Origin of the sequence: Actinospica robiniae DSM 44927 (assembly GCF_000504285.1) — a bacterium.
Classification (GTDB): Bacteria; Actinomycetota; Actinomycetes; order Streptomycetales; family Catenulisporaceae; genus Actinospica; species Actinospica robiniae.
Window position 1 is genome coordinate 3,555,981 of sequence record NZ_KI632511.1, and the last position, 19,851, is coordinate 3,575,831.

The 19,851-nt window shown below is 70.7% G+C and carries 18 protein-coding genes and 1 pseudogene; 12 read left to right on the forward strand and 7 right to left on the reverse strand.

Going from position 1 to position 19,851, the window contains the following annotated elements; all coding sequences use genetic code 11:
* Positions 1-45: 45 nt before the first annotated feature.
* The 7 genes and pseudogenes from ACTRO_RS15060 to ACTRO_RS15090 form a co-directional block, all read left to right on the forward strand.
* A pseudogene (locus ACTRO_RS15060) lies at positions 46-828 on the forward strand (alcohol dehydrogenase catalytic domain-containing protein); the annotation flags it as partial.
* A 185-nt stretch (positions 829-1,013) separates the two neighbouring features.
* Positions 1,014-2,660, forward strand: a complete 1,647-nt coding sequence (locus ACTRO_RS15065) for an oxaloacetate-decarboxylating malate dehydrogenase (protein WP_034274959.1) — start codon at positions 1,014-1,016, stop codon at positions 2,658-2,660.
* Positions 2,661-2,687: 27 nt separating this feature from the next.
* Positions 2,688-3,536: an SDR family oxidoreductase gene (locus tag ACTRO_RS15070; RefSeq protein WP_034263679.1), complete on the forward strand. Its 849-nt coding sequence runs from the start codon at positions 2,688-2,690 to the stop codon at positions 3,534-3,536.
* A gap of 166 nt (positions 3,537-3,702) precedes the next feature.
* Positions 3,703-5,046, forward strand: coding sequence for a D-tagatose-bisphosphate aldolase, class II, non-catalytic subunit (locus tag ACTRO_RS15075; protein ID WP_051450867.1), 1,344 nt, complete (start codon positions 3,703-3,705; stop codon positions 5,044-5,046).
* On the forward strand, positions 5,039-6,223 hold the full coding sequence (locus ACTRO_RS15080; RefSeq protein ID WP_051450868.1) for an SIS domain-containing protein: 1,185 nt from the start codon (positions 5,039-5,041) through the stop codon (positions 6,221-6,223). Before ACTRO_RS15075 ends, ACTRO_RS15080 begins: the two co-directional genes overlap by 8 nt.
* Complete coding sequence (locus ACTRO_RS15085) at positions 6,220-7,182, forward strand: N-acetylglucosamine kinase (RefSeq protein ID WP_034263681.1); 963 nt, start codon at positions 6,220-6,222, stop codon at positions 7,180-7,182. Before ACTRO_RS15080 ends, ACTRO_RS15085 begins: the two co-directional genes overlap by 4 nt.
* Before the next feature lie 138 nt (positions 7,183-7,320).
* On the forward strand, positions 7,321-8,139 hold the full coding sequence (locus ACTRO_RS15090) for a DeoR/GlpR family DNA-binding transcription regulator (protein WP_211244259.1): 819 nt from the start codon (positions 7,321-7,323) through the stop codon (positions 8,137-8,139).
* A gap of 43 nt (positions 8,140-8,182) precedes the next feature.
* On the opposite strand, the gene ACTRO_RS48080 is transcribed toward ACTRO_RS15090, so the two are convergent.
* The 5 genes from ACTRO_RS48080 to ACTRO_RS15120 all read right to left on the reverse strand — a co-directional run bounded on the left by ACTRO_RS48080 (position 8,183) and on the right by ACTRO_RS15120 (position 13,651).
* Positions 8,183-8,863 carry a RodZ family helix-turn-helix domain-containing protein gene (locus ACTRO_RS48080; protein ID WP_169739902.1) on the reverse strand — a complete coding sequence of 227 codons (681 nt, stop codon included), beginning with the start codon at positions 8,861-8,863 and terminating at the stop codon, positions 8,183-8,185.
* 207 nt (positions 8,864-9,070) lie between these two features.
* Positions 9,071-10,414 carry an alpha-galactosidase gene (gene melA, locus ACTRO_RS15105; protein WP_034263688.1) on the reverse strand — a complete coding sequence of 448 codons (1,344 nt, stop codon included), beginning with the start codon at positions 10,412-10,414 and terminating at the stop codon, positions 9,071-9,073.
* 58 nt (positions 10,415-10,472) lie between these two features.
* Positions 10,473-11,339: a carbohydrate ABC transporter permease gene (locus ACTRO_RS15110; RefSeq protein ID WP_034263690.1), complete on the reverse strand. Its 867-nt coding sequence runs from the start codon at positions 11,337-11,339 to the stop codon at positions 10,473-10,475.
* Entirely contained in the window at positions 11,339-12,331 is a 993-nt protein-coding gene (locus tag ACTRO_RS15115) for a carbohydrate ABC transporter permease (protein WP_051450869.1), read from the reverse strand. The genes ACTRO_RS15110 and ACTRO_RS15115 overlap by 1 nt, the downstream gene beginning before the upstream one ends.
* A gap of 9 nt (positions 12,332-12,340) precedes the next feature.
* Entirely contained in the window at positions 12,341-13,651 is a 1,311-nt protein-coding gene (locus ACTRO_RS15120; protein ID WP_034263691.1) for an ABC transporter substrate-binding protein, read from the reverse strand.
* A gap of 287 nt (positions 13,652-13,938) precedes the next feature.
* Here ACTRO_RS15120 and ACTRO_RS47210 point away from each other — a divergent pair, with 287 nt between their 5' ends.
* From ACTRO_RS47210 to ACTRO_RS15135, 4 genes are all read left to right on the forward strand, one after another.
* The gene (locus ACTRO_RS47210; RefSeq protein WP_157436216.1) at positions 13,939-14,094 is read left to right on the forward strand and encodes a hypothetical protein; all 156 of its coding nucleotides are present in this window, start codon (positions 13,939-13,941) and stop codon (positions 14,092-14,094) included.
* 104 nt (positions 14,095-14,198) lie between these two features.
* A complete protein-coding gene (locus tag ACTRO_RS15125; RefSeq protein ID WP_245594384.1) occupies positions 14,199-15,041 on the forward strand; it encodes a DeoR/GlpR family DNA-binding transcription regulator in 843 nt (280 codons plus the stop codon).
* Between the two features lie 230 nt (positions 15,042-15,271).
* A complete protein-coding gene (locus tag ACTRO_RS15130; protein ID WP_034263693.1) occupies positions 15,272-15,604 on the forward strand; it encodes an RNA polymerase-binding protein RbpA in 333 nt (110 codons plus the stop codon).
* Between the two features lie 102 nt (positions 15,605-15,706).
* Positions 15,707-15,916 carry a hypothetical protein gene (locus ACTRO_RS15135; protein WP_034263694.1) on the forward strand — a complete coding sequence of 70 codons (210 nt, stop codon included), beginning with the start codon at positions 15,707-15,709 and terminating at the stop codon, positions 15,914-15,916.
* Here the strand turns inward: ACTRO_RS15135 and ACTRO_RS15140 are convergent.
* Both ACTRO_RS15140 and ACTRO_RS47215 read right to left on the reverse strand, forming a co-directional pair.
* Positions 15,910-16,128 (reverse strand): hypothetical protein, encoded by a 219-nt coding sequence (locus ACTRO_RS15140; RefSeq protein WP_157436218.1) that lies wholly within the window; start codon positions 16,126-16,128, stop codon positions 15,910-15,912. The genes ACTRO_RS15135 and ACTRO_RS15140 overlap by 7 nt on opposite strands.
* A 77-nt stretch (positions 16,129-16,205) precedes the next feature.
* Positions 16,206-16,358 (reverse strand): hypothetical protein, encoded by a 153-nt coding sequence (locus ACTRO_RS47215; RefSeq protein WP_157436220.1) that lies wholly within the window; start codon positions 16,356-16,358, stop codon positions 16,206-16,208.
* Positions 16,359-16,448: 90 nt separating this feature from the next.
* On the opposite strand from ACTRO_RS47215, the gene ACTRO_RS15145 reads away from it, so the two are divergent.
* Positions 16,449-19,847, forward strand: coding sequence for a DUF4132 domain-containing protein (locus ACTRO_RS15145; protein ID WP_034263696.1), 3,399 nt, complete (start codon positions 16,449-16,451; stop codon positions 19,845-19,847).
* Positions 19,848-19,851 lie beyond the last annotated feature (4 nt).

The window sequence follows — 19,851 nt, forward strand, 5'->3', positions numbered from 1 at the left end:
ATCGCGCCGTCAGATGATCAACTTCTGTGAACGGAGTACACCCCGATGCGCGCCACCGTCATGTACGGCGCCGGAGACGTCCGGATCGAGCAGGTCCCGGACTCCACCGTCAAACACCCCACCGACGCCCTGGTCCGCGTGCTCAGCGCCTGTATCTGCGGCAGCGACCTGTGGCCCTACACCTCGCGCACCGCCGAGGACGCGCCCTTCCGCGTCGGACACGAATTCCTCGGCATCATCGAGGACATCGGCCGCGAAGTGGCCACCCTGAAGAAGGGCGACCTGGTCGTCGCGCCCTTCGCCATCAGCGACAGCACATGCGAGTACTGCCGCGACGGCCTGCAGAGCTCCTGCAGCCACCCTGAGGCCGGGTTCTGGGACTCGATCGAGGACGAGGGCGGACAGGCCGAGGCAGTGCGCGCCCCGCTGGCCGACGGCACGCTCGTCAAGCTGCCCATCGCCGCCGACTCCGCGCTGCTCCCCCACCTGCTCACCCTCACCGACGTCCTCGGCACCGGACACCACGCCGCCGCCATCGCGGACGTCGGCCCGCGGACCGCCGTCACCGTCATCGGCGACGGAGCCGTCGGCCTGCTCTCCGTCTTGGCCGCCAAGCGCCGGGGCGCCGAACGCATCATCCTCATGGGCCGCCACCAGGCCCGCACCGACCTCGGCCGCGAGTTCGGCGCCACCGACGTCGTCGCGGCCCGCGGCGACGAGGGCATCAACGCCGTACGCGAGCTCACCGGCGGGCAGGGCACCCACGTGGTGATCGAGGCCGTCGGCGCCCGCCCCGCCGTGCCCGACGGGTACCGCGCCATGGTCGACCGCACCAGCCTCAAGGTCCACATCAAGCCCTGAGCCCGCGCCGCGGCGTGTGTACAGTGCGCATGCGAGCGGACACGTACGGTGCAAGGATCGACGGGTGTCGTGATTCGGCAGCAGCCGGTCGGACGCGCTCTGCGCTCCGACAGCGAAGGAGGACGAGGAACGTGACCGATAAACCAGGCCGCATCCCCGCGGCTCCGGCGGTCCTGGAGGACCCGTTCGTCAACCGCGGTGTCGCGTTCACCGAGGCCGAGCGCGGCCAGCTCGGGCTCACCGGCCGGCTGCCCTCGGGGGTGCTGACCCTCGAGGAGCAGGCGAAGCTGGCCTACCGGCAGTACCAGGCGCAGGGCAGCAACCTCGCGAAGAACGTCTACATGGAGCAGTTGCACGATCGCAACGAGGTCCTCTACTACAAAGTGCTCGGCGACCACCTGGCCGAGATGATGCCGATCGTCTACGACCCCACGGTCGGCGAGGCGATCGAGCAGTTCTCGCGCGAGTACCGGCGGCCGGGCGGGCTGTTCCTGTCGATCGACCGGCCCGACGACATCGAGCAGGCGTTCGGCACGCTCGAGCTCGGGCCGGACGACGTCGATCTGATCGTGTGCAGCGACGCGGAGGAGATCCTCGGCATCGGCGACTGGGGTGTCGGCGGCGTGGAGATCGCCGTCGGGAAGCTGGCCGTGTACACGGCCGCCGCCGGCATCGATCCGCGCCGCGTGATCGCGGTCTCGCTCGACGTCGGCACCGACAACGAGACGCTGCTCAACGACCCGCTCTACCTCGGCAACCGGCACGCCCGCGTGCGCGGGAAGGACTACGACGCGTTCATCGAGAAGTACCTGCGGTCCACCTCGGCCGCGTTTCCGAAGGCGCTGCTGCACTTCGAGGACTTCGGTCCGGGCAACGCGCGGCGCATTCTGACCACCTACGGCGACCGGTACCGCATCTTCAACGACGACCTGCAGGGCACCGGCGCGATCACGCTCGCGGCCCTGTTCTCCGCGGTCAAGGCGAGCGGCGTGCGGATGCGGGATCAGCGGCTGGTGGTGTTCGGCGCGGGCACCGCCGGCGTGGGCATCGCCGACCAGATCCGCGACGCCATGGTGCGCGACGGCGCCACGCCGGAACAGGCCGCCTCGCAGGTGTGGCTGATCGACAAGCAGGGGCTGCTCACCAGCGACATGAAGGACCTGCGCGACTTCCAGCGCCCGTACGCGCGCAAGCCCGACGAGGTGCGCGGCTGGAAGGGCGCGGGCGAGAAGATCGAGCTGCTCGAGGCCGTGCGGAAGGTCAAGCCCACCGTTCTGCTCGGCACCTCCACGGTGCACGGCGCGTTCGACCGGAACGTCGTCGAGACGATGAGCGCCGGGGTGGAGCGGCCGGTGATCTTCCCGATCTCCAACCCGACCTCGCAGATCGAGGCGATGCCCGCGGACGTCATCGCCTGGTCCCTCGGCAAGGCGCTGGTCGCCGTCGGCATCCCGGTCGAGCCGGTCGAGTACGACGGGGTCACCTACCGGATCGGGCAGGCGAACAACGCGCTCGTCTACCCCGGGCTGGGGCTGGGCACCATCGTGTCCGGCGCCTCCCGCGTGACGGCCGCGATGCTGCTGGCCGCGTCCGAGGCGGTGGCCGGCCAGGTCAACATGAGCAAGCCCGGTGCCCCCCTGGTGCCGCCGGTCGAGAACCTGCGGGCGTCCTCGGCGACGGTCGCGGTCGCGGTGGCCGAGGCCGCGGTGGCCGACGGCGTCGCCACGGTCGCGTCGGACGACTGGGTGCAGAGCGTGCACGACGCGATGTGGCAGCCGGTCTACCCGGAGAACGCGTAAGGACGAGAAGTCTGGAGGCGGACGGACATGAAGCGCGTCTTGATCACCGGAGCGGGGACCGGGTTCGGATACGAAGCGGCGATGCGCTTGGCCGAGAAGGGTTTCGAGGTCATCGCGGCGGTCGAGATCTGGGGCCAGGTGCAGACGCTCAAGCGGCAGGCCGCCGAGCGGAAGGTCGACCTGCGGGTCGAGAAGCTGGACGTGACGAATCCCGGCGACCGCGCGAAGGCGCTCGGCTGGGACGTGGAGATCCTGGTGAACAACGCGGGCGTGGGCGAGGGGGGCTCGACCGTGGACGTCCCGGCGGAGAACGTCCGCCACCAGTTCGAGGTGAACGTGGTCGGACCGCTCGCGTTGACTCAGGGCATCGCCAAGCAGATGGTCAAGCGGGGCGAGGGGCGCATCGTCTGGGTCTCCTCGCGCGAGGGCCTGAACGTGAACCCGTTCACCGGCGTCTACTCCGCGTCCAAGCACGCGATCGAGGCCATCGCCGAGTCCATGGCCGACGAGCTGCAGGAGTTCGGCATCGAAGTCGCCACGGTCAACCCGGGCCCGTTCCTCACCGGGTTCAACGACCGCATGTTCCAGACCTGGGCCAGCTGGGAGGACGACGCGTCGGAGCGGCTGTTCGACTACGCGAAGCTCGCCTTCCCGCGCGCGCAGTTCGACCCGGAGCCGGTCTATGCCACGCTGACGGCGGTCGCCGCCGGCGAGGTCGAGAGCTACCGGAACCTGGAACCCAAGTCGATGCTCGAGGAGACCAAGAGCCTGATCATGGCGCCCTGGGACCGCAAGATCAGGGAGAACCTCGGCACTCGGCCGCCGAAGCTGCAGGCCTCGTTCGAGATGAAGCCCGAAACGCCGGTCGAGGAGTGACCGGCGAACCGCGCAAGGTTCGTGCTCGTTTCCGTGCCAGTCGTTGATCGACCGGCCGCGCCTCTAGAGGATGAGACCACTCATCGGAGGCTTCCCCGGGCGGGCGCCGGGCGGCTCGTACCGCTCGCTGCCCGCCCGCGGGCGGAGAGAAGAAACGAACTGATCCATGGCGAACCATCTGCGCGAGACGATCCAACGGCACAAGGCCGGTGCGAACGCCGGCGTGTACTCGGTGTGCTCGGCGCACCCGCTGGTCCTGGAGGCGGCGATCCGCCAGACGCTGGCCGACGGCGGATATCTGCTCGTCGAGGCCACCTCGAACCAGGTCGACCAGTTCGGCGGGTACACCGGGCTGACGCCCGCGGACTTCCGCGAACTGGTCCTGGGCATGGCCGACCGGCACGGGCTGCCGCGTTCGCGCGTGGTGCTGGGCGGGGATCACCTCGGCCCCAACCGCTGGCGCGACCGGCCGGCCGAGGAGGCGCTCGCGCTCGCCGAGGAACTGGTCGCCGCGTACGTCGCCGCGGGCTACACGAAGATCCACCTCGATTGCAGCATGTCGTGCGCCGGGGACCCCGAGCCCCCGGGCGACGAGGTCGTGGCGGCTCGCGCGGCCCGGCTGCTGCGCGTCGCCGAGGAGGCCGCCGCGCGCCTCGGCACCACCGACTCCCTCTCCTACGTCATCGGCACCGAGGTGCCGGTGCCCGGCGGCGCCCACGAGACGCTCGGCCGGCTCACCGCGACGCCCGCCTCCGCCGCCCGCCACACCCTCGCGTGCCACCGCGCCGCCTTCGCCGCCGTAGGCCTCGACCACGTCTGGCCGCGCGTCGCGGCCCTGGTCGTGCAGCCGGCGGTCGAGTTCGACCACCTCCAGGTCATCGACTACGAGCGCGTCGGCACACGCGAGCTCCGCACCGTCCTCGAAGACGAGCCGCACCTCGTCTTCGAGGCGCATTCCACCGATTACCAGACCTCCGCGGCCCTGGCCGAGCTGGTCGAGGATCACTGGGCGATCCTCAAGGTCGGGCCGGGCCTCACCTTCGCGCTGCGCGAAGCGCTGTTCGCCCTCGCCCGGATCGAGGACGAACTGCTGCCCGCCGACCTGTGCTCGAACCTGGCGGAGGTGGTCGAGCAGGTGATGATCGCGCGCCCCGGGTACTGGGAGGGCTACTACCCCGGCACGGCGGCGGCTCAGCGGATCGGCCGCCGTTACAGCTACAGCGACCGGCTGCGCTACTACTGGCCGGACCCGGAGGTCGAAGCCGCCGTGGCGCGTCTCATGGCGAACCTCTCCGCGCTCGAGATTCCGCTGCCGCTGGTGAGCCAGTACCTGCCCGAGCAGTTCGTGCGCGTGCGCGAGGGGAAACTCGCCGCGACGCCGCACGAACTGGCCGTCGACAAGGTGCGCGACGTCCTCCGCGGCTACGCGTTGGCGGCGGGCGGCGCCTGCGGCGAAGCTTCTATCGAACAGACCATTGAGACCAACGCGGGGGAAGTCGTCCATGTCTGACACAGCATCGCTCAAGGCCCTGATTTCCGAGACGGCCACGTACCGGGAGATCTTGCAGCAGCCTGATGTCTGGCGCGAGGCCGCACAGACCATCCGGAAGAGCCGGGCCGCGCTCGACGCCTTCCTGGCGCCGTCGCTCGCTCGGGAGAACCTTCGCATCGTCCTTACGGGCGCGGGGACTTCCGCGTTCATCGGGCAGATCGCCGCGCCCTCGCTCGGCTCGCGGCTCAGCCGCCGGGTCGAGGCGGTCGCCACCACGGATCTGGTCTCGCACCCCGAGGCCCACCTGCCGCAGGACGTGCCGACGCTGTTGGTCTCCTTCGCCCGGTCCGGCGACTCGCCGGAGAGCAAGGCGGCCACCGACCTCGCCGACCAGCTGCTGGGCGAGGTCCGCCACCTGATCATCACCTGCAACGCCGACGGCGCTCTGAACCGGGCCCACGAGCCCCGTGAGGACTCCTTCGTCCTGCTCATGCCGGAGCGGTCGAACGACACCGGCTTCGCCATGACCTCCAGCTTCACCTCGATGCTGCTGGCGGTGCTGCTCGCCCTCGGCGGCGACGACGAATCCGCGGTCGACGCGCTCGCCGCCGCGGCCGAGGCTCTGCTCGAACAGCAGGATTCGATCGCCCGGCTCGCTGCCACCGTCCCGCAGCGCGTGGTCTTCCTCGGCGGTGGCCCGTTGACCGGGCTGGCCCGCGAATCGGCGCTCAAGATGCTCGAGCTGACCGCCGGTCAGGTAGTCGCCTATCACGACTCGTCTCTGGGCTTCCGGCACGGGCCCAAGGCCGTGCTCGACGCGCACTCCCTCGCCGTCGTCTACGAGTCCGCCGGCTCCTACAGCCGCGCCTACGACGACGACATCGTGCAGGAGCTGCGCGCCTCAGTCGGGCAGGACAGGGTCCTGACTGTCTCGGCCGGCCGGGCCGACGCCCGGGTGACCGCCGAGTCGCACTGGACCCTGCCCGGCCTCGCAGAGGTCAACGACGATGCGCTCCACGCGGTCGCGTTCGTCGTCTTCGCGCAGTTCTTCGCCCTCTGCTGTTCGGCCGCGCTCCAGCTGACCCCGGACAACCCGTTCCCGAACGGAGACGTGAACCGGGTCGTCAAGGGCGTGATCATCCACTCGTTGAACAATGCGGCGAGTCCCGTAGCCGCCTTGGACGGCCGTCGATGACCGGCGGCTACTTCCTGGGCGTCGACGGCGGCGGCTCGAAGACCGCGTACGTGGTGCTCGACGGCGACGGCCGGACCGTCGCCGAGATGGCCGGTCCGAGCTGCTACTACTTCGCCGCGGGGATCGAACTGCTCGAGCGGGTGCTGTCCGCCGGCCTCGCGGGGGTCACCGCCGCGGCCGGCATCACTCCGGCCGAGCTCGACCACGCGTTCTTCGGCCTGCCGGGCTTCGGCGAGATCAGCGCCGACATGCCGCTGGTGCGCGAGATCGTGCGCCGCCTGCTGGGGCACGACCGCTTCACCGTGGACAACGACATGGTGGGCGGATGGGCCGGGGCGTTCGCCGGTCAGGACGGGATCAACGTCGTCGCCGGCACCGGGTCGATCGCTTACGGCGAGCGGCGCGGCGTGGCGCATCGGGCCGGCGGCTGGAGCGAACTGTTCGGAGACGAAGGCTCCGCCTACTGGGTCGCCGTTCAGGGCCTGAACGCGTTCAGCCGGATGAGCGACGGACGTACACCCCGCGGGCCGCTGCACGCCCTGATCGCCGCCAAGGTCGGGATCACCAGCGACCTCGACCTGGTCGGCACGGTCGTGGACCGCTGGGCTGGTCAGCGGGCCGTGGTCGCGCGTCTCTCGGTGACCGTGGTGGAGGCGGCGGACGCCGGCGACGCGGCAGCCCTGGCGATCCTGGAGCGCGCCGGTGTCGAACTGGTCGAGCTGATCTCGGCCTGTCGCAGCAGCCTCGGCTACCGCGAGGGCGAGCCGGTGGCCGTGTCCTACTCCGGTGGAATGTTCTCCGCTCCGGCCTTCCGCGCCGCCTTCACCCGGGCCCTGCAGGCCGCCGGACCCGAATTCGAACTGCGCACGCCGATCCACGGCCCGGCCGTGGGTTCAGCGCTGTGCGCGATGAAGGCGCACGGCGCCGCGCTTCCACCGCTCCCCGCGCCGGGGGCCTGACCCGCCTCAGGCAGCCCCGACCTCCCACGTAAAACGCCCCATCCGACGCGCCGACCGTTTCCAGAGGGCGCGTACGGATGGGGCGTTTACGCTGGAGGAAGCAGCAGGACCCGGGCCCGAGCGAAGGGAGCGGCAGGCGTGCAGCCACTCCACACGCACACGACGCCGCGCATCGCCGGCCGCAAGCGCGTCGAGCGGATGCGCAAGCTGCTCGCGCTGCTGGCCGACCGCGCCCAGCAGGCCCCGCTGACGCTGGACGAGCTCGTCGCCGAACTGGGCGTGTCCAAGGCCACGCTGCGGCGCGACCTGGTGGTTCTCGAGGACGAGCGGCTCGTCGTGCGCACGCACGGGGGCGTGCGGGCCGGAGAGGGCGGGAGCGTGCAGATCCCGGTTCGGCTGCGCTCCGCTCAGACGAGCGAGACCAAGCAGGCGATCGCCCGAGCCGCCGCGCGGCTGATCCCGGCCGGGGAGCCGCACACCGTGGCCGTCTGCGGCGGCACGACCACAGCCGAGGTGATCCGGGCCCTGCGCCACCGCACCGGGCTCACCGTCATCACCAACGCGCTACCGCTCGCCGTGGAGGCGTGCACCTGGTCGAAGGTCCGAGTGATCATCACCGGCGGGCTCGTGCGCTCCCACTCGCTGCAGGCGGTCGGCCCGCTCTCCCAAGGCACGTTCAACCTCTTCACCCTGGCCACAGCGGTGCTCGGCGCCGACGGCGTGAGCGCGGAACACGGGGTGACGACGCACGACGAGGCCGAGGCGCGGGCCACGGCGGCCATGATCGCGCGAGCGAACCGGGTGATCGTCGTCGCGGACGGCACGAAGATCGGGAAGGCCACTTCCGCGGCCGTCGCCGAACTGACCCAGGTGGACGACCTCGTCACCGACGCGAACGCCGACGCCGCGGAGCTTGATCGCATCCGCGGCGCCGGCGTGAACGTGCATCTCGCGTAGGGCCCGTCCGGATACGGCCCGGCCCGGCCCAGAGCTCCGTGAGCTAAGAAGCGGTCACGGTGAAGTGGACGTTGCACCACCCGGACGGGTCGGTCGAGAAGGTGTAGTCGGTGCCGGGCTTCGTCTTCTCGGTCGGGTAGGCCCCACCCTTCGCGTTCCCGCCCCGGTAGGTGGCGGGAACGGTGAACGTCGCCGTCGCCTGGGTCGAGCCGGTCCGCGGGGTGAAGGGCACGTTGGCGCCGCCGCCGCCGTTGGTGCCGAGCCAGCTTCCGGGGCCGAGGAAGGAGACGCTGGCGGCGGCCATCTTCGGCAGCCCCTCGGCCGGATCAACCCGGGCGCACCCCTTGATGGTGAGGTGCACGACCGCTCCCACCGGTGCCGCCGCCGGGCAGACGGTGATCGACGAACCCGCGAGATACCCCTTTGCGGTCGCGCACCCGGTGCCCGTGGACGAGACGGTCGCCGCGGGCGAGACCGTGGTCGCCGCGGGCGAGACCGTGGTCGCCGCGGGCGAGACGCTCGCCGCAGACGAGACGGTCGCCGCGGGCGAAGCCGTCACGCCGGTCGACGGGCTCGAAGCCGGCGAGGTGTGGCCCGTCCCGAGGGCGGCCGGCGTGGTCTGGGCACTGCTGCAGGCCGCCGCGCTCACGAGTGCGGCCGCCGAAAGCGCGCAGACGGCGACGACGCGGTGGGACCGGGAACGAGGGGTGCGTGTACTGAACATGATCGAGATCTCCCCAACCTCTGATTGTGTCTTTCCCAGAGCGCTGTGGTGCATCGCACCGTACGCGCTCACAGCCAGAGACGAGACTGGTGGGAAACGGTTGAAGAAATCTGCCCACTAATTTTCATTCGGGTACAGCACGGGCTGCGGACCGGCGTAACCGGTCCGCAGCCTGGGCGGGAAGATCTCCGCCGAGCTCTCGACCCGTCAGGATCTGCGCGCCTTGGCCCCTTCCGCGGCGACCGGGGTGCGGCGCAGGGACGCGGGCAGAGCGTCGCCGTGCGCGGCGACCATCGCGTCGCACAGGCTCCAGATCTCGTCGACGGTGAGGACGGCCGCGGTGGCGGGGTCCGCCATGGCGGCGTGCCGGATGTGCTCCGGGTCGCCCTCCACGGCCGCGGCGACGACGAGCTCGACGACGTTGAGGAAGTGCCGGTTCGCCGCGGCCAGCTGCGCCGGCAGCGCCCCGACGTGGTGCGGGTGGATGCCGAGCCGGTCCACGGTGGCCGGGACCTCCACGGCGGCGCCCATCGGCAGGTTGGTGATGAGCCCGGTGTTAAGCGTGGTCACCTGGATGGTGCGCTGGGTGCCGGTGGCCAGGCTGTGGATCACCTGCGGGGCGTACTCGGCGGCGTCCTCCGCGTCCCAGGTCTCGGGCAGCGCGCCGTCGGCGGCGAGCCCGGCCCGCAGCGCCGCGTACTCGGCCAGGTTCTCCGCGCTGATCCCGACGTAGTCGTCGACCGGGATGCGCAGCCGGTCGATCTCGCTGCCGTGCTTGAGGTACCAGGGCACGTACTCGCTCGAGTGCTCGCTGGTCTCGGTCGGGTAGTAGCCGAGCCGCCGGTACATGTCCACGCGCACGCGCCGGGCGAGCTCGCCGTCCGCGGCGATCGCGGCGTCCAGGGCCGGGTAGAGATCGCGGCCCTGGTGCTGCCAGCGCAGGATCCACGCCTGGTGGTTGACGCCCGCCGAGAGGTAGTCGACCTCCTCGTGCGGGACGTCGACGATCTCGCACAGGCCGCGCACGGTCCAGTAGACCGAGTGGCACAGCCCGGCGACCTTCAGGTCGGGCGCGACGGCGGCGAGGTACTGGATGTTCATCGCCATCGGGTTGGTGTAGTTGAGCAGCCACGCCTGCGGGCAGACCTCGAGCATGTCCGCGGCGAGGGCCTCGAGCAGCGGGAAGGTGCGCAGCGCGCGGAAGATCCCGCCCACGCCGAGGGTGTCGCCGATGGTCTGGCGCAGCCCGGCGGCCGCCGGAACGGTGAAGTCGGTGACGGTCGCGTCGTGCCCGCCGACGGCGACCATGTTGACCACGACGTCGGCGCCGGCCAGCGCCTCGCGGCGGTCGACGCTGGAGGTCACGGTCGGGTTCGCGCCGAGGGTCTCGGCGGCCTGCGCGGCGAGCGCGACCGCGACCTCGAGGCGCTCGGGGTCGATGTCGTGCAGGGCGATCGCGCAGTCGGCGAGCTCCGGGAACGAGAGGATGTCGTGCAACAGCTGCCGGGTGAAGACCACCGAGCCGGCGCCGACGAAGGCAATGCGGATCACGCCAGATCTCTTTCGATGTGCGGTGAGGGGAAGGGTCGAGGGGTGGCGCACGGGCTGCTCAGCCCTTGAGGCCGGACATGCTCATGGTCGCCACGAACTGCCGTTGCGCGAAGAGGAAGGCCAGGATCAGCGGCGCGGTGGCCACCACGTTGCAGGCCATCAGCTCCTGCCAGTCGACGTGGTGCGCGCCCTGGAAGTTGATCAGGCCCAGCTGGATGGTGAACTTGTTCGGGTCGTCGATCGAGATCAGCGGCCACAGCAGGTCGTTCCACGAGTTGAGCAGGGTGAACACGGCCAGGGTGGCGAGCGCCGGGCGGGCCAGCGGGAGCACGATGCGCACCAGCACGCCCAGCGTGCTCAGCCCGTCGAGCCGGCCGGCCTCCTCCAGCTCCTTGGGCAGCGACAGGAAGAACTGCCGCATCAGGAAGACGCCGAAGGCCGAGGCGAGGAAGGGCACGAACGCGGAGCCCAGGGTGTTGATCAGACCCAGCTTCGAGAACATGAAGTAGGTCGGGATCATCAGCATCTGAGTCGGGATCATGATCGTGGCCAGCAGCGCCATGAACGCCACGCCCCGGCCGCGGAAGGAGAGCCGCGCGTAGGCGTAGCCGCCCAGCGAGCACAGCACCACGTGGCTGACGATCGCCACGCCCGAGACGATCAGCGAGTTGAGCATCCAGCGCGCCACCGGCGCGTCCTGGAACAGCCGCACGTAGCCGCTGATGTGCAGCGAGGTCGGCAGGAAGCGCGGCGGGAAGCGGTTGATCTCGCCGTTGGCGGTGAACGAGGTGAGCAGCATCTGCACCAGCGGCAGCATGAACAGCAGCGACAACGGCATGAGCAGCAGATGCCACCGGCTGAAACGGCGCTTCTTCCGAGCGCCCGCCGCGCGGGGCTTGGCGGTGGTCACGGTGGTGTCGGCCATCAGAACGCCTCGATCTTGCTACGCCGGGAGTACGCGAACGCGCCGAGCGTGAGGATCAGCGTCGCGCCGAACAGCGCGTAGGCGGCCGCCGAGCCGTAGCCGTACCGGGAGAGGTTGAACGCCTCGTTGTAGATGAAGTAGACGACGGTCTGGCTCGCGCCCAGCGGGCCGCCGTGCGTCGTGGTGAGTACGAGTTCGAAGATCTGCAGCACCGAGATCGTCTCCCAGATCCCGACGAACACCGTGACCGGCGCCAGGCTGGGCAGGATGACGTGCCGGAACTGCTGCCAGGAGTTGGCCCCGTCCATCCGGGCCGCCTCCATGCAGTCCTGCGGGATGTCCTGCAGGGCGGCGAGGTAGACGATCACGGAGAAGGCCAGGTCGCTCCACAGGTAGATCACCGCGATGACCCACATGACCTCGTGCGGGTCGGTCAGGAAGCCCTGCTTCGAGACGTGCAGCACGCGCAGCACGTTGTTCGCGAGACCGAACTGCGGGTCGAACACGAAGTTCGCCAGGATGCCGGTGGCCGCCGCGGAGACGACCATCGGCACGAACAGGGCGGTGCGGTAGAACGAGATGAAGCGGATCTTCCGGTTGAGCGCCACGGCGATGAACATGCCGAACACGAGCACCACCGGCACGTAGAGCACGGTGAACATCACCGTGTGGTCCACGGCGCCCCGGAAGTCCGGGTCCTGCATCATGTTCGAGTAGTTCGCCCAGCCGATCTGCCGCGCCGGGCTGAATCCGTCCCAGTGCTCACGCGAGATCAGGAACGCCCAGCCGGCCGGGAACAGGGTGAGTCCGAGGATCACCAGGGTGGCCGGAGCGGCGAACGACCAGCCGGTCAGGTTCGCCACCAGCCGCCGGCGGCGCCGGGTGTAGACGCGTCCGGGTCGCTCGTCGCGGTCCGGGACGCGCACGTCGTTTCCGCGGCGCTCGGCCCGCGCGGACTTCTCGTGATCGGAGATGAGGAGGCTGTTTTTCATGGCACGGCCTCAGTCGCCCTGCGCCAGCGCGGTGTTCGCCTGCGCGGCCGCCTGGTCGAGAGCCTGCTGCGGAGTGCTCTTGCCCTGCAGCACCTCGGCGATCGCCGTGGCGACGGCCTGCGAGAGGCCGGTGTAGCCGGGGACGGTCGGACGGGCCGTGGTGGCGTTCTGCAGGTTCTTCTCGAGGGTCTCGGCACCCGGGTACTGCTTGGCGAAGGTGGCGAACGCGGGGCTCGACTCCTCGCTGCTGCGCAGCGGCAGGTTTCCGGTGGCCAGGTTGAACTGCGGGTCGACGGCGGCGGAGGTGAGCCACTCGGTGAACTGGTAGGACCAGTAGGAACGGTCGGCGTCGTGGTGGTCGAACACCGTCCACAGGTCCGGGCCGGAGATGGTCTGGTGGCTCGTGCCGTTGAAGGAGGGCAGGTAGGTCACCCCGTAGTCGAGGCCGGCCGAGACGTTGTCGGACAGCTGCCACGGGCCGCTCATGATCATGCCGATGAGCCCGGACTTGAACAGGTCCGCGTACTTGTCGTCATCCTGCGAGAGGTAGACGGACTTGTCGTCGACGGCCATCTGCTGCAGGAAGGTGAGCGCCGAGACGCCGGCCGGGGAGTCGAAGGCGGCCTTCTTGTCGTCCGGCGTCAGGATGCTGCCGCCCTTCTGCCACAGCAGCGGCCAGAAGTGCCAGGTGGTGTCCTCGGTCCCGGAGACGGAGTAGGCGGTGCCGTAGATGTTCTTCGCCGGGTTGGTCAGCGCCTTCGCCGCGGCCCGGAACTGGTCCCAGGTCCAGGTGTCGGTCGGGTCGGGCAGGCCGGCCGCCGCGAACAGCTTCTTGTTGTACATCAGGGCCAGGTTGTCCACGACCGCGGGGAAGCCGATGACCTCGCCGTTCGGCGTGGCGGTCTGCCGCGCCGCGGGCGGGAACTCGTCCCACGCGACCGAGGGGTCCTTCACCTTGTCGGTCAGGTCGAGCGCGCGGCCGGACTGCTGCAGCTCGGTGGCCCAGGAGCCGAAGGTGTACGAGACGTCCGGGTAGTCGCCGCTGGTGAAGGCGGCGGTCAGCTTGGGCAGCAGCGCGTCGGTGGTGGGCGCGCCCGGGTAGATGTCGATCGTCACGTTCGGATGCAGCGTGTGGAACTGCTTGGCCAGGCCTTCGAGCACCTTCTCGGGGGCGATGTCCTGGCCGGTCCAGACCGTGATCGTCACGGGCTTGCTCGTATCCAAGGTGGCCGAGCCCGCAGCGGAGGAGCAGCCGGCGGTCAGAGATCCCGCGAACATGACGGTGGCCAGGGAAACGGCCTTGAACGGTCTGCTTGGCACGGATCGGTCTCCTCAACGTCGAGGTAGGCGGATAGGACGGGGGGTGGCGTCATTGTGAACACGGCCACCGGGGCCGGAACAAGATCGACCCCCGTTTCGCTCAGTCCCGTTGCGCGTTTCGACCGCGCCGGGCGCCGCCGCCTGTTTGGCAAGCCCTGGACGAAATGGGTAGAGTTCCGCCTGTCGCGGTGCAACGCGGCAGTAGAGGTACGCCCATCCGGTATGCGGCCACAGCCGCGAGCCCGGACCGAGTCGCCAGGACCGCAGACGGATTCCGAGGCGGGGTCGTGCCCGCAAGCACAGTGGAGTCCGGCATGCGCCTCCTCGATGCCGCAGCACTCGGTTTCACCTCGACCGCCCCGACGGCCGTCCGCAGACGGCGTTCCCGCGGTGGTTCGCCCGGCCTCGGTGCGCCCGGCTCCGGCTCGGCCGGCACCGCCTGACGATCTCCCGACACCGCCTTATCCGCAGGCCGACGAGCCTGTCGTAAGACGACGGCCGCGCCCGGGCCCACCCCGCGCCGAGCCGTCGAATCCGGGAGAATCCGATGCCTCGAACTCACAATGCCCGCGCCGTCTCCATGCACCGCTCGCAGCGGGTGACCGCGATCCTGGAGCGGCTGGCCGGCGGCGGCACCCTCGACGTCGCCGGCGTCGCCGACGACCTGGGCGTGTCGGTCGCGACCGTGCGCCGCGACCTGACCCTGCTCGACGAGCAGAACCTGCTGGTACGCACCCGCGGCGGAGCCATGAGCTGCGCCAAGCCCGCCCATGAGGTGCCGGTGCGCTACCGCGAAGCCCGTGGCCAGAGCGCCAAGCAGGCGATCGCGCGCGCGGCGCTGCGCTGCCTGCCCGCGGGCCCGCAGGTGCTGGCCGTCAACGGCGGCACCACGACCTGGGAGCTGGCCAGACTGCTGGCGACCCGCTCCGAGCTGACCGTGGTCACCAACGCGCTGAACATCGCGGGCGTGCTGGTCGACCGGCCCCGGGTGAAGCTCGTGGTGACCGGCGGGGTGGCCCGTTCCGCGTCCTCGGAACTGGTCGGGCCGTGGGCCGAGCGCACCTTCGGCGGCGTCACCGTGGACACGGTGTTCATGGGCGTGGACGGAATCGACGAGACGGGCCTGTCCACGCACAACGAGGCCGAGGCCCATATCAATGCCGTGATGATCGAGCGGGCCCGCCGGGTCGTCGTGCTCGCCGACGGTTCGAAGATCGGCCAGCGCCTCGGCGCGCACGTCGCCGACCTGACGGCCGTGGACGAGCTCGTCACCGACACGAGCGCGGACCCCGCGGTGCTGAGGGCGATCGCTGCGCGCGGTATCCGCCTGCGCGTGGCGGAAGCCGACGCCGGCGCGGCGAACCCGGCCGGGCACACCGCGGTGTGGTGAGCGTGAGCGAGTCGCGCCGGGCGGTAGCGCAGTGGAGACGCGAGACGGCAAACCTGGGACGCGGGTAGGCGGAACGAGCCGCGAGCGATGCCGTTTCGTGATCGACTGGGGCCGCCGGCGCAGTAGTGTCAAGAAGTTGCCCGCGATGCGCGCCGAACCCGGCTCTCCTGGCGGAACGACGCAGTGCGCGTCGGCCACCAGGCCGGCCATTCCTTTTGGAGGTTCCGGCCATGCCACGAAGCAGCGCGCTGCGCGGAAGCAGGATCGGTTCCGGCCCGCTGGGCGAGTCCGAGCGCGGTGACCTCATCGAGCGCGTCACCGTCACGTTCTGGTGCGCCACCGGCCACGCGACGCGGCCGCAGTTCGCCGTCACCGCGGCCGTCCCGGAGGTCTGGGACTGCCACCGCTGCGGTCAGCCCGCGGGCCAGGACCAGGGCAACCCGCCGCCCGCCCTGACCGTCGAGCCGTACAAGACCCACCTCGCCTACGTGCGCGAGCGCCGCAGCGACGCGGACGCCGAGATCCTCCTCGCCGAGGCCCTGGCGCGACTGCGCGCCGCCTGACAAGCCGCAACCCTTCGCGGGGCGGACCGCCCGGAAACTCTCCGCGCAGTTCAGGACGATGTGTGCTGGGCCTGATCGTCATCGAGCCCCTAGAGTGGTCCCATGGACTCCACGAGCTTCATCATCGCGACAGACACAGGTGGGTTCTGGGGCCGCTCGTTCGGGGCCGACGGAGTCACTTTCGTCAGGTCGAACGCCTACAAGTTCGACTCCGTCGAGCTCGCGGCGGCCCGCATCGCGCAGCTCGCGGCGGCTGGCGACACCCGGTCCTACCACGTCGAGGCCCTGCCGCCGGGGCGCCGACGCTACTGATCAGGGCCCTGACCGACAGGACGCCGAGCCGCGGCCGGCTCAGCGGCTTCGCAGGCACGCCTCCAGGAACTCGTCGAGGTGGCCGGCACGTCCCGCTGTCCGGCAGCCTCGGCCTCGATCGCGATCTCGGACTCCGACCACCACGGGCGCGCGGCCCGCACTCCGTCAACGCTGCTCGCGGCCTGGTCCGCGCCGAATTCGGCGAAGAGCATCGCGCGATCCATCGGGCGGGCGGGCCCCGGCCCCATGGGGATATCGACACCGGCATCGATGCGAAGCCGTCGAACGGCTACGCGTGGTCGATGCCGTAGACCAGCCCGCTGCGGAAGTCTCCGCGTGGGTAGTCGGTGGACCCGTCCTCGTTGACGGGCATCTGGGTGCTGACGCCGATCGCTGTGGCCTTGCCCGCCGGGGCGAGGTCGCGCTGCTCGATCGCATACACCCGTTAACACCGCCCTCCATTGTCAGGAGGCCCGGCTACAGTCTCTACCACTTGATCAGTCATCACCATTGCGTGTCAGGGGACGACTCAGTGGGAACAGCGCAGCACGCCGAGACAGCGGCCGAAGACGTCTTCGACCCGTCGGAGGCACAGCGCCGCCTCGTCATACCGCGACGGGGTGACGGAGCGGCCGTGGTGGCGACGGTCCAGGATGCGGCGGGGCAGCTGCGACGGATGTGGGAGGCCGTGGCGGGCTCCGCCGCTGAGGCCGTCGGCGCGTCGGGCAGCGATGCCGGGCTCGTCCGTCACATGCAGGCTGCAGGATTCGGGGAACTCGGCACGACCACTCCGGCCGGGGCCGCGATCGTCGCGGCGCTCATCATCGACAGCGGGCTGAACGAGCTGCCGCGGCGGGCGATCGTCGACGCCTGGGTGGGCGAGCGGGGGCCGGCGTTCGCCGTGGAGGCGGTGGTCGAACTCGTGCGCACGCAGGTCCCGGTGAGACGGCCTGCCGAGCCCGTGACGCTGGTGGCGGGCGAGCAGGAATCCTGGCAGAAGCCGGAGCGGTTCCATCTCGCGTCCCGGCTGAGGGAGCACCTGGCCGCCGTGCCCGAGCAGGACCACACTACGGCGCGAGAGGTCGCGGCCCGGGTCCGCGCGCAGGCGGACTCGGCCGGAGCCTTCGGCGGCCGGGTCCAGCGCTGCCTCACCTCGTTCCTCTTCCCGGAGCGAACAGACTGGGTCGCCGAGGACGTCGCGGAGCTGGTCCAGGCCGGCCAACAGCACAACGGCCATCTGGCCGCGCGCCTGCTGATGTGCGCCGTCTCGGATATCGCCACGGCGACGGCGCTCTTCCCGGTCATCTCGTGGTGGTGGATCGTCAACGGCAGCCCTCAGGTGATCGAGAGCATGGGGGCCGTTCTCGGCCCGGACCTCCTGCCGGTCCTGCTGGCCTGGTACGGCGACAGCCATGACCTCGACCAGCGCCAGCAGATCCTGTCCCGGATCGCCGAGACGCCCACCGACGCCGCCTTCAGAGCTCTGCTGGACCGCATCGAACACAGGCACACCGCTTCCGCCGTCCTCGCCGCTTCCCGCCGCTACCCGCAGCGCGCCGTGCGCATGCTCGCCGAGGCCGCAGGCTCCGATTCACCGAAGCAGAACACCGTTACGGCCCTGCTGCGCCTGCACACCCTCGCGAACGCCGACGTGGCGAAGAGAACTCTTTCCTCGCTGAGCCCGACGGCGCGGACGCGCGTCGAGAGCCTGCTCGAAGCGACCACGAGGCTGCCCGACGTCGCACCCGGCGACCTGCCGCCCCTGCTCGCCGCGCCGCCGTGGCTGAGCGGCCGCAACGCGCCGAAGCCCGTTGTCATCAGTGGCCTGACCCAGCAGGCGGAGCCGGTCGTCGCCTGGCAGGAAGGCGAGCGCGAGAAGTGGTCGGTGGACCGGGTGCCGGTCTACGCCCACCACAAGACCCGCGACTTCCCGCAGATCGCGGACTCGATCGCCGGGGGCGGCAACGGCGGTAGCTGGTACGCCGACGCCTATTTCGTGGTCAAGGCGCCGGAGGGGCTGGTCCGTCCGCTGCTCCCGGTGATGGCGCCGCCCACGTGGGGTCACTGGACGTGGCTCCCGTTCGCCCTCGCCCGCTACGAACTCGACGCGCTCCCCGTCGCCCTGAAGAAGGCCCAGCAGAATCCGGCCGAGTGCGCCCAGTGGCTCATGCCTTTCGCCACCGCCGAGGTGGCCACCGCGATGGCCGACTGGTACGCGAGACTCAAGACCGTCCGTCCGATCGCGCAGGCCTGGCTCAAGCGGCATCCCGACACAGCGGCCCGAGCCCTGGTCCCGGCGGCGACGGGCAAGGCCGGCCCGGGCCGTCGCGCCGCCGAGTCGGCGTTGCGGATGCTCGCGGCCTCCGGCTTCGCCGCGGCCGTGCTGGCCGCCGCCGAGCCGTACGGCGCCGAGGCCGCGCGAGCCGTCGAGGTCCTGCTCGCCGACGACGGCACTCTCCGCCTGCCCAAAGTCATGCCGGAGGTGCCGGTCTGGGCCGGCCCTTCGGTGCTGCCGCAGATCCTGCTCGAGGGGCGTGAACTGGCACTGCCGCCGGACGCCGTCCTCGCGTTCGTCCAGATGCTCACCGTCTCCACCCCGGAGCAGCCCTACGCGGGCCTCGCGCAGGTCGATGAGGCCTGCGACCGGCGCTCGCTGACCGAGTTCGTCTGGGCCCTGTTCCAGAACTGGCAGCTGGCGGATTACCCGTCGAAGCAGGGCTTCCCGCTGGACGCGCTGCGTTGGTACGGCGACGACGAGGCGGTGCGCCGGCTCTCGCCGCTGATCCGGCAGTGGCCCGGCGACGGCGGCCATTCGCGCGCCGTGGCAGGTCTGGACGTGCTCACCGCGATCGGCGGTAACACGGCCCTGATGCACCTGTACCGGATCGCGCAGAAGGCGAAGTTCAAGGGTCTGCGGGAACAGGCGGCGGCCCGGGTCCAGGACATCGCCGACGAGCTCGGGCTGACCGCCGACGAACTCGGCGACCGTCTCGTCCCGGACCTCGGCCTGGACGCGGACGGCACGCTGACACTGGACTTCGGCTCGCGCCGCTTCGTCGTCGGCTTCGACGAGCAGCTCAAGCCCTACGTCACCGACGAGGCAGGCAAGCGGCTCAAAGCCCTGCCGAAGCCCGGGGCCAAGGACGACCCGGAGCTCGCGCCGGCCGCCGCGCAGCAGTTCAGCGGTCTGAAGAAGGATGTCCGCACGCTGGCCTCGGATCAGATCGGCCGCCTGGAACTGGCGATGTGCACGCGCCGCAGCTGGACCGTCGAGGACTTCCGTGCATACTTCGTGCGCCACCCGCTGTTGCGCCACATCGTGCGCCGCCTGGTCTGGGGCGACTTCGCCGCGGACGGCACGCTTCGCGGCGCCTTCCGCGTCGCCGAGGACCTGAGTTTCGCCGACGTGGCCGACGAGCCCTTCACCCTCCCAGACGGCGCCCAGGTCGGCATCGCGCACCCGCTCGACCTCGGCGACGACCTCGCCGGCTGGTCGGAGCTGTTCGCCGACTACGAGATCCTCCAGCCCTTCGCCCAACTCGGCCGCCCGATCTTCGCCCTCACCGCGGAGGAGGCCGTCGCGACGCAGCTCGCCCGCTTCACCGGAGTGAGTGTCCCGGCACCCAAGGTGCTGGGTCTGGAGCGGCGCGGCTGGCACCGCAGCCCGCCCGCCGACGGCGGCGTGCAGGCCCACGTCATACGGGACCTGCCGAGCGGCCACAAGATCATCGTCGACCTCGACCCGGGCCTGTGGATCGGCGCCATCAGCGAGTGCCCCGACCAGTCCTTCCGGGCCGTCTGGATCACCGACACCGCCGGTGCGCAGTGGTACCACTACGCGCCCAAGACGGGCGGGATCCCGCTCTCGTCGATGGATCCGGTGACCGCGTCCGAGATCCTTCGCGACCTCGCGGAGGTCACCGCGCCGTGACGGC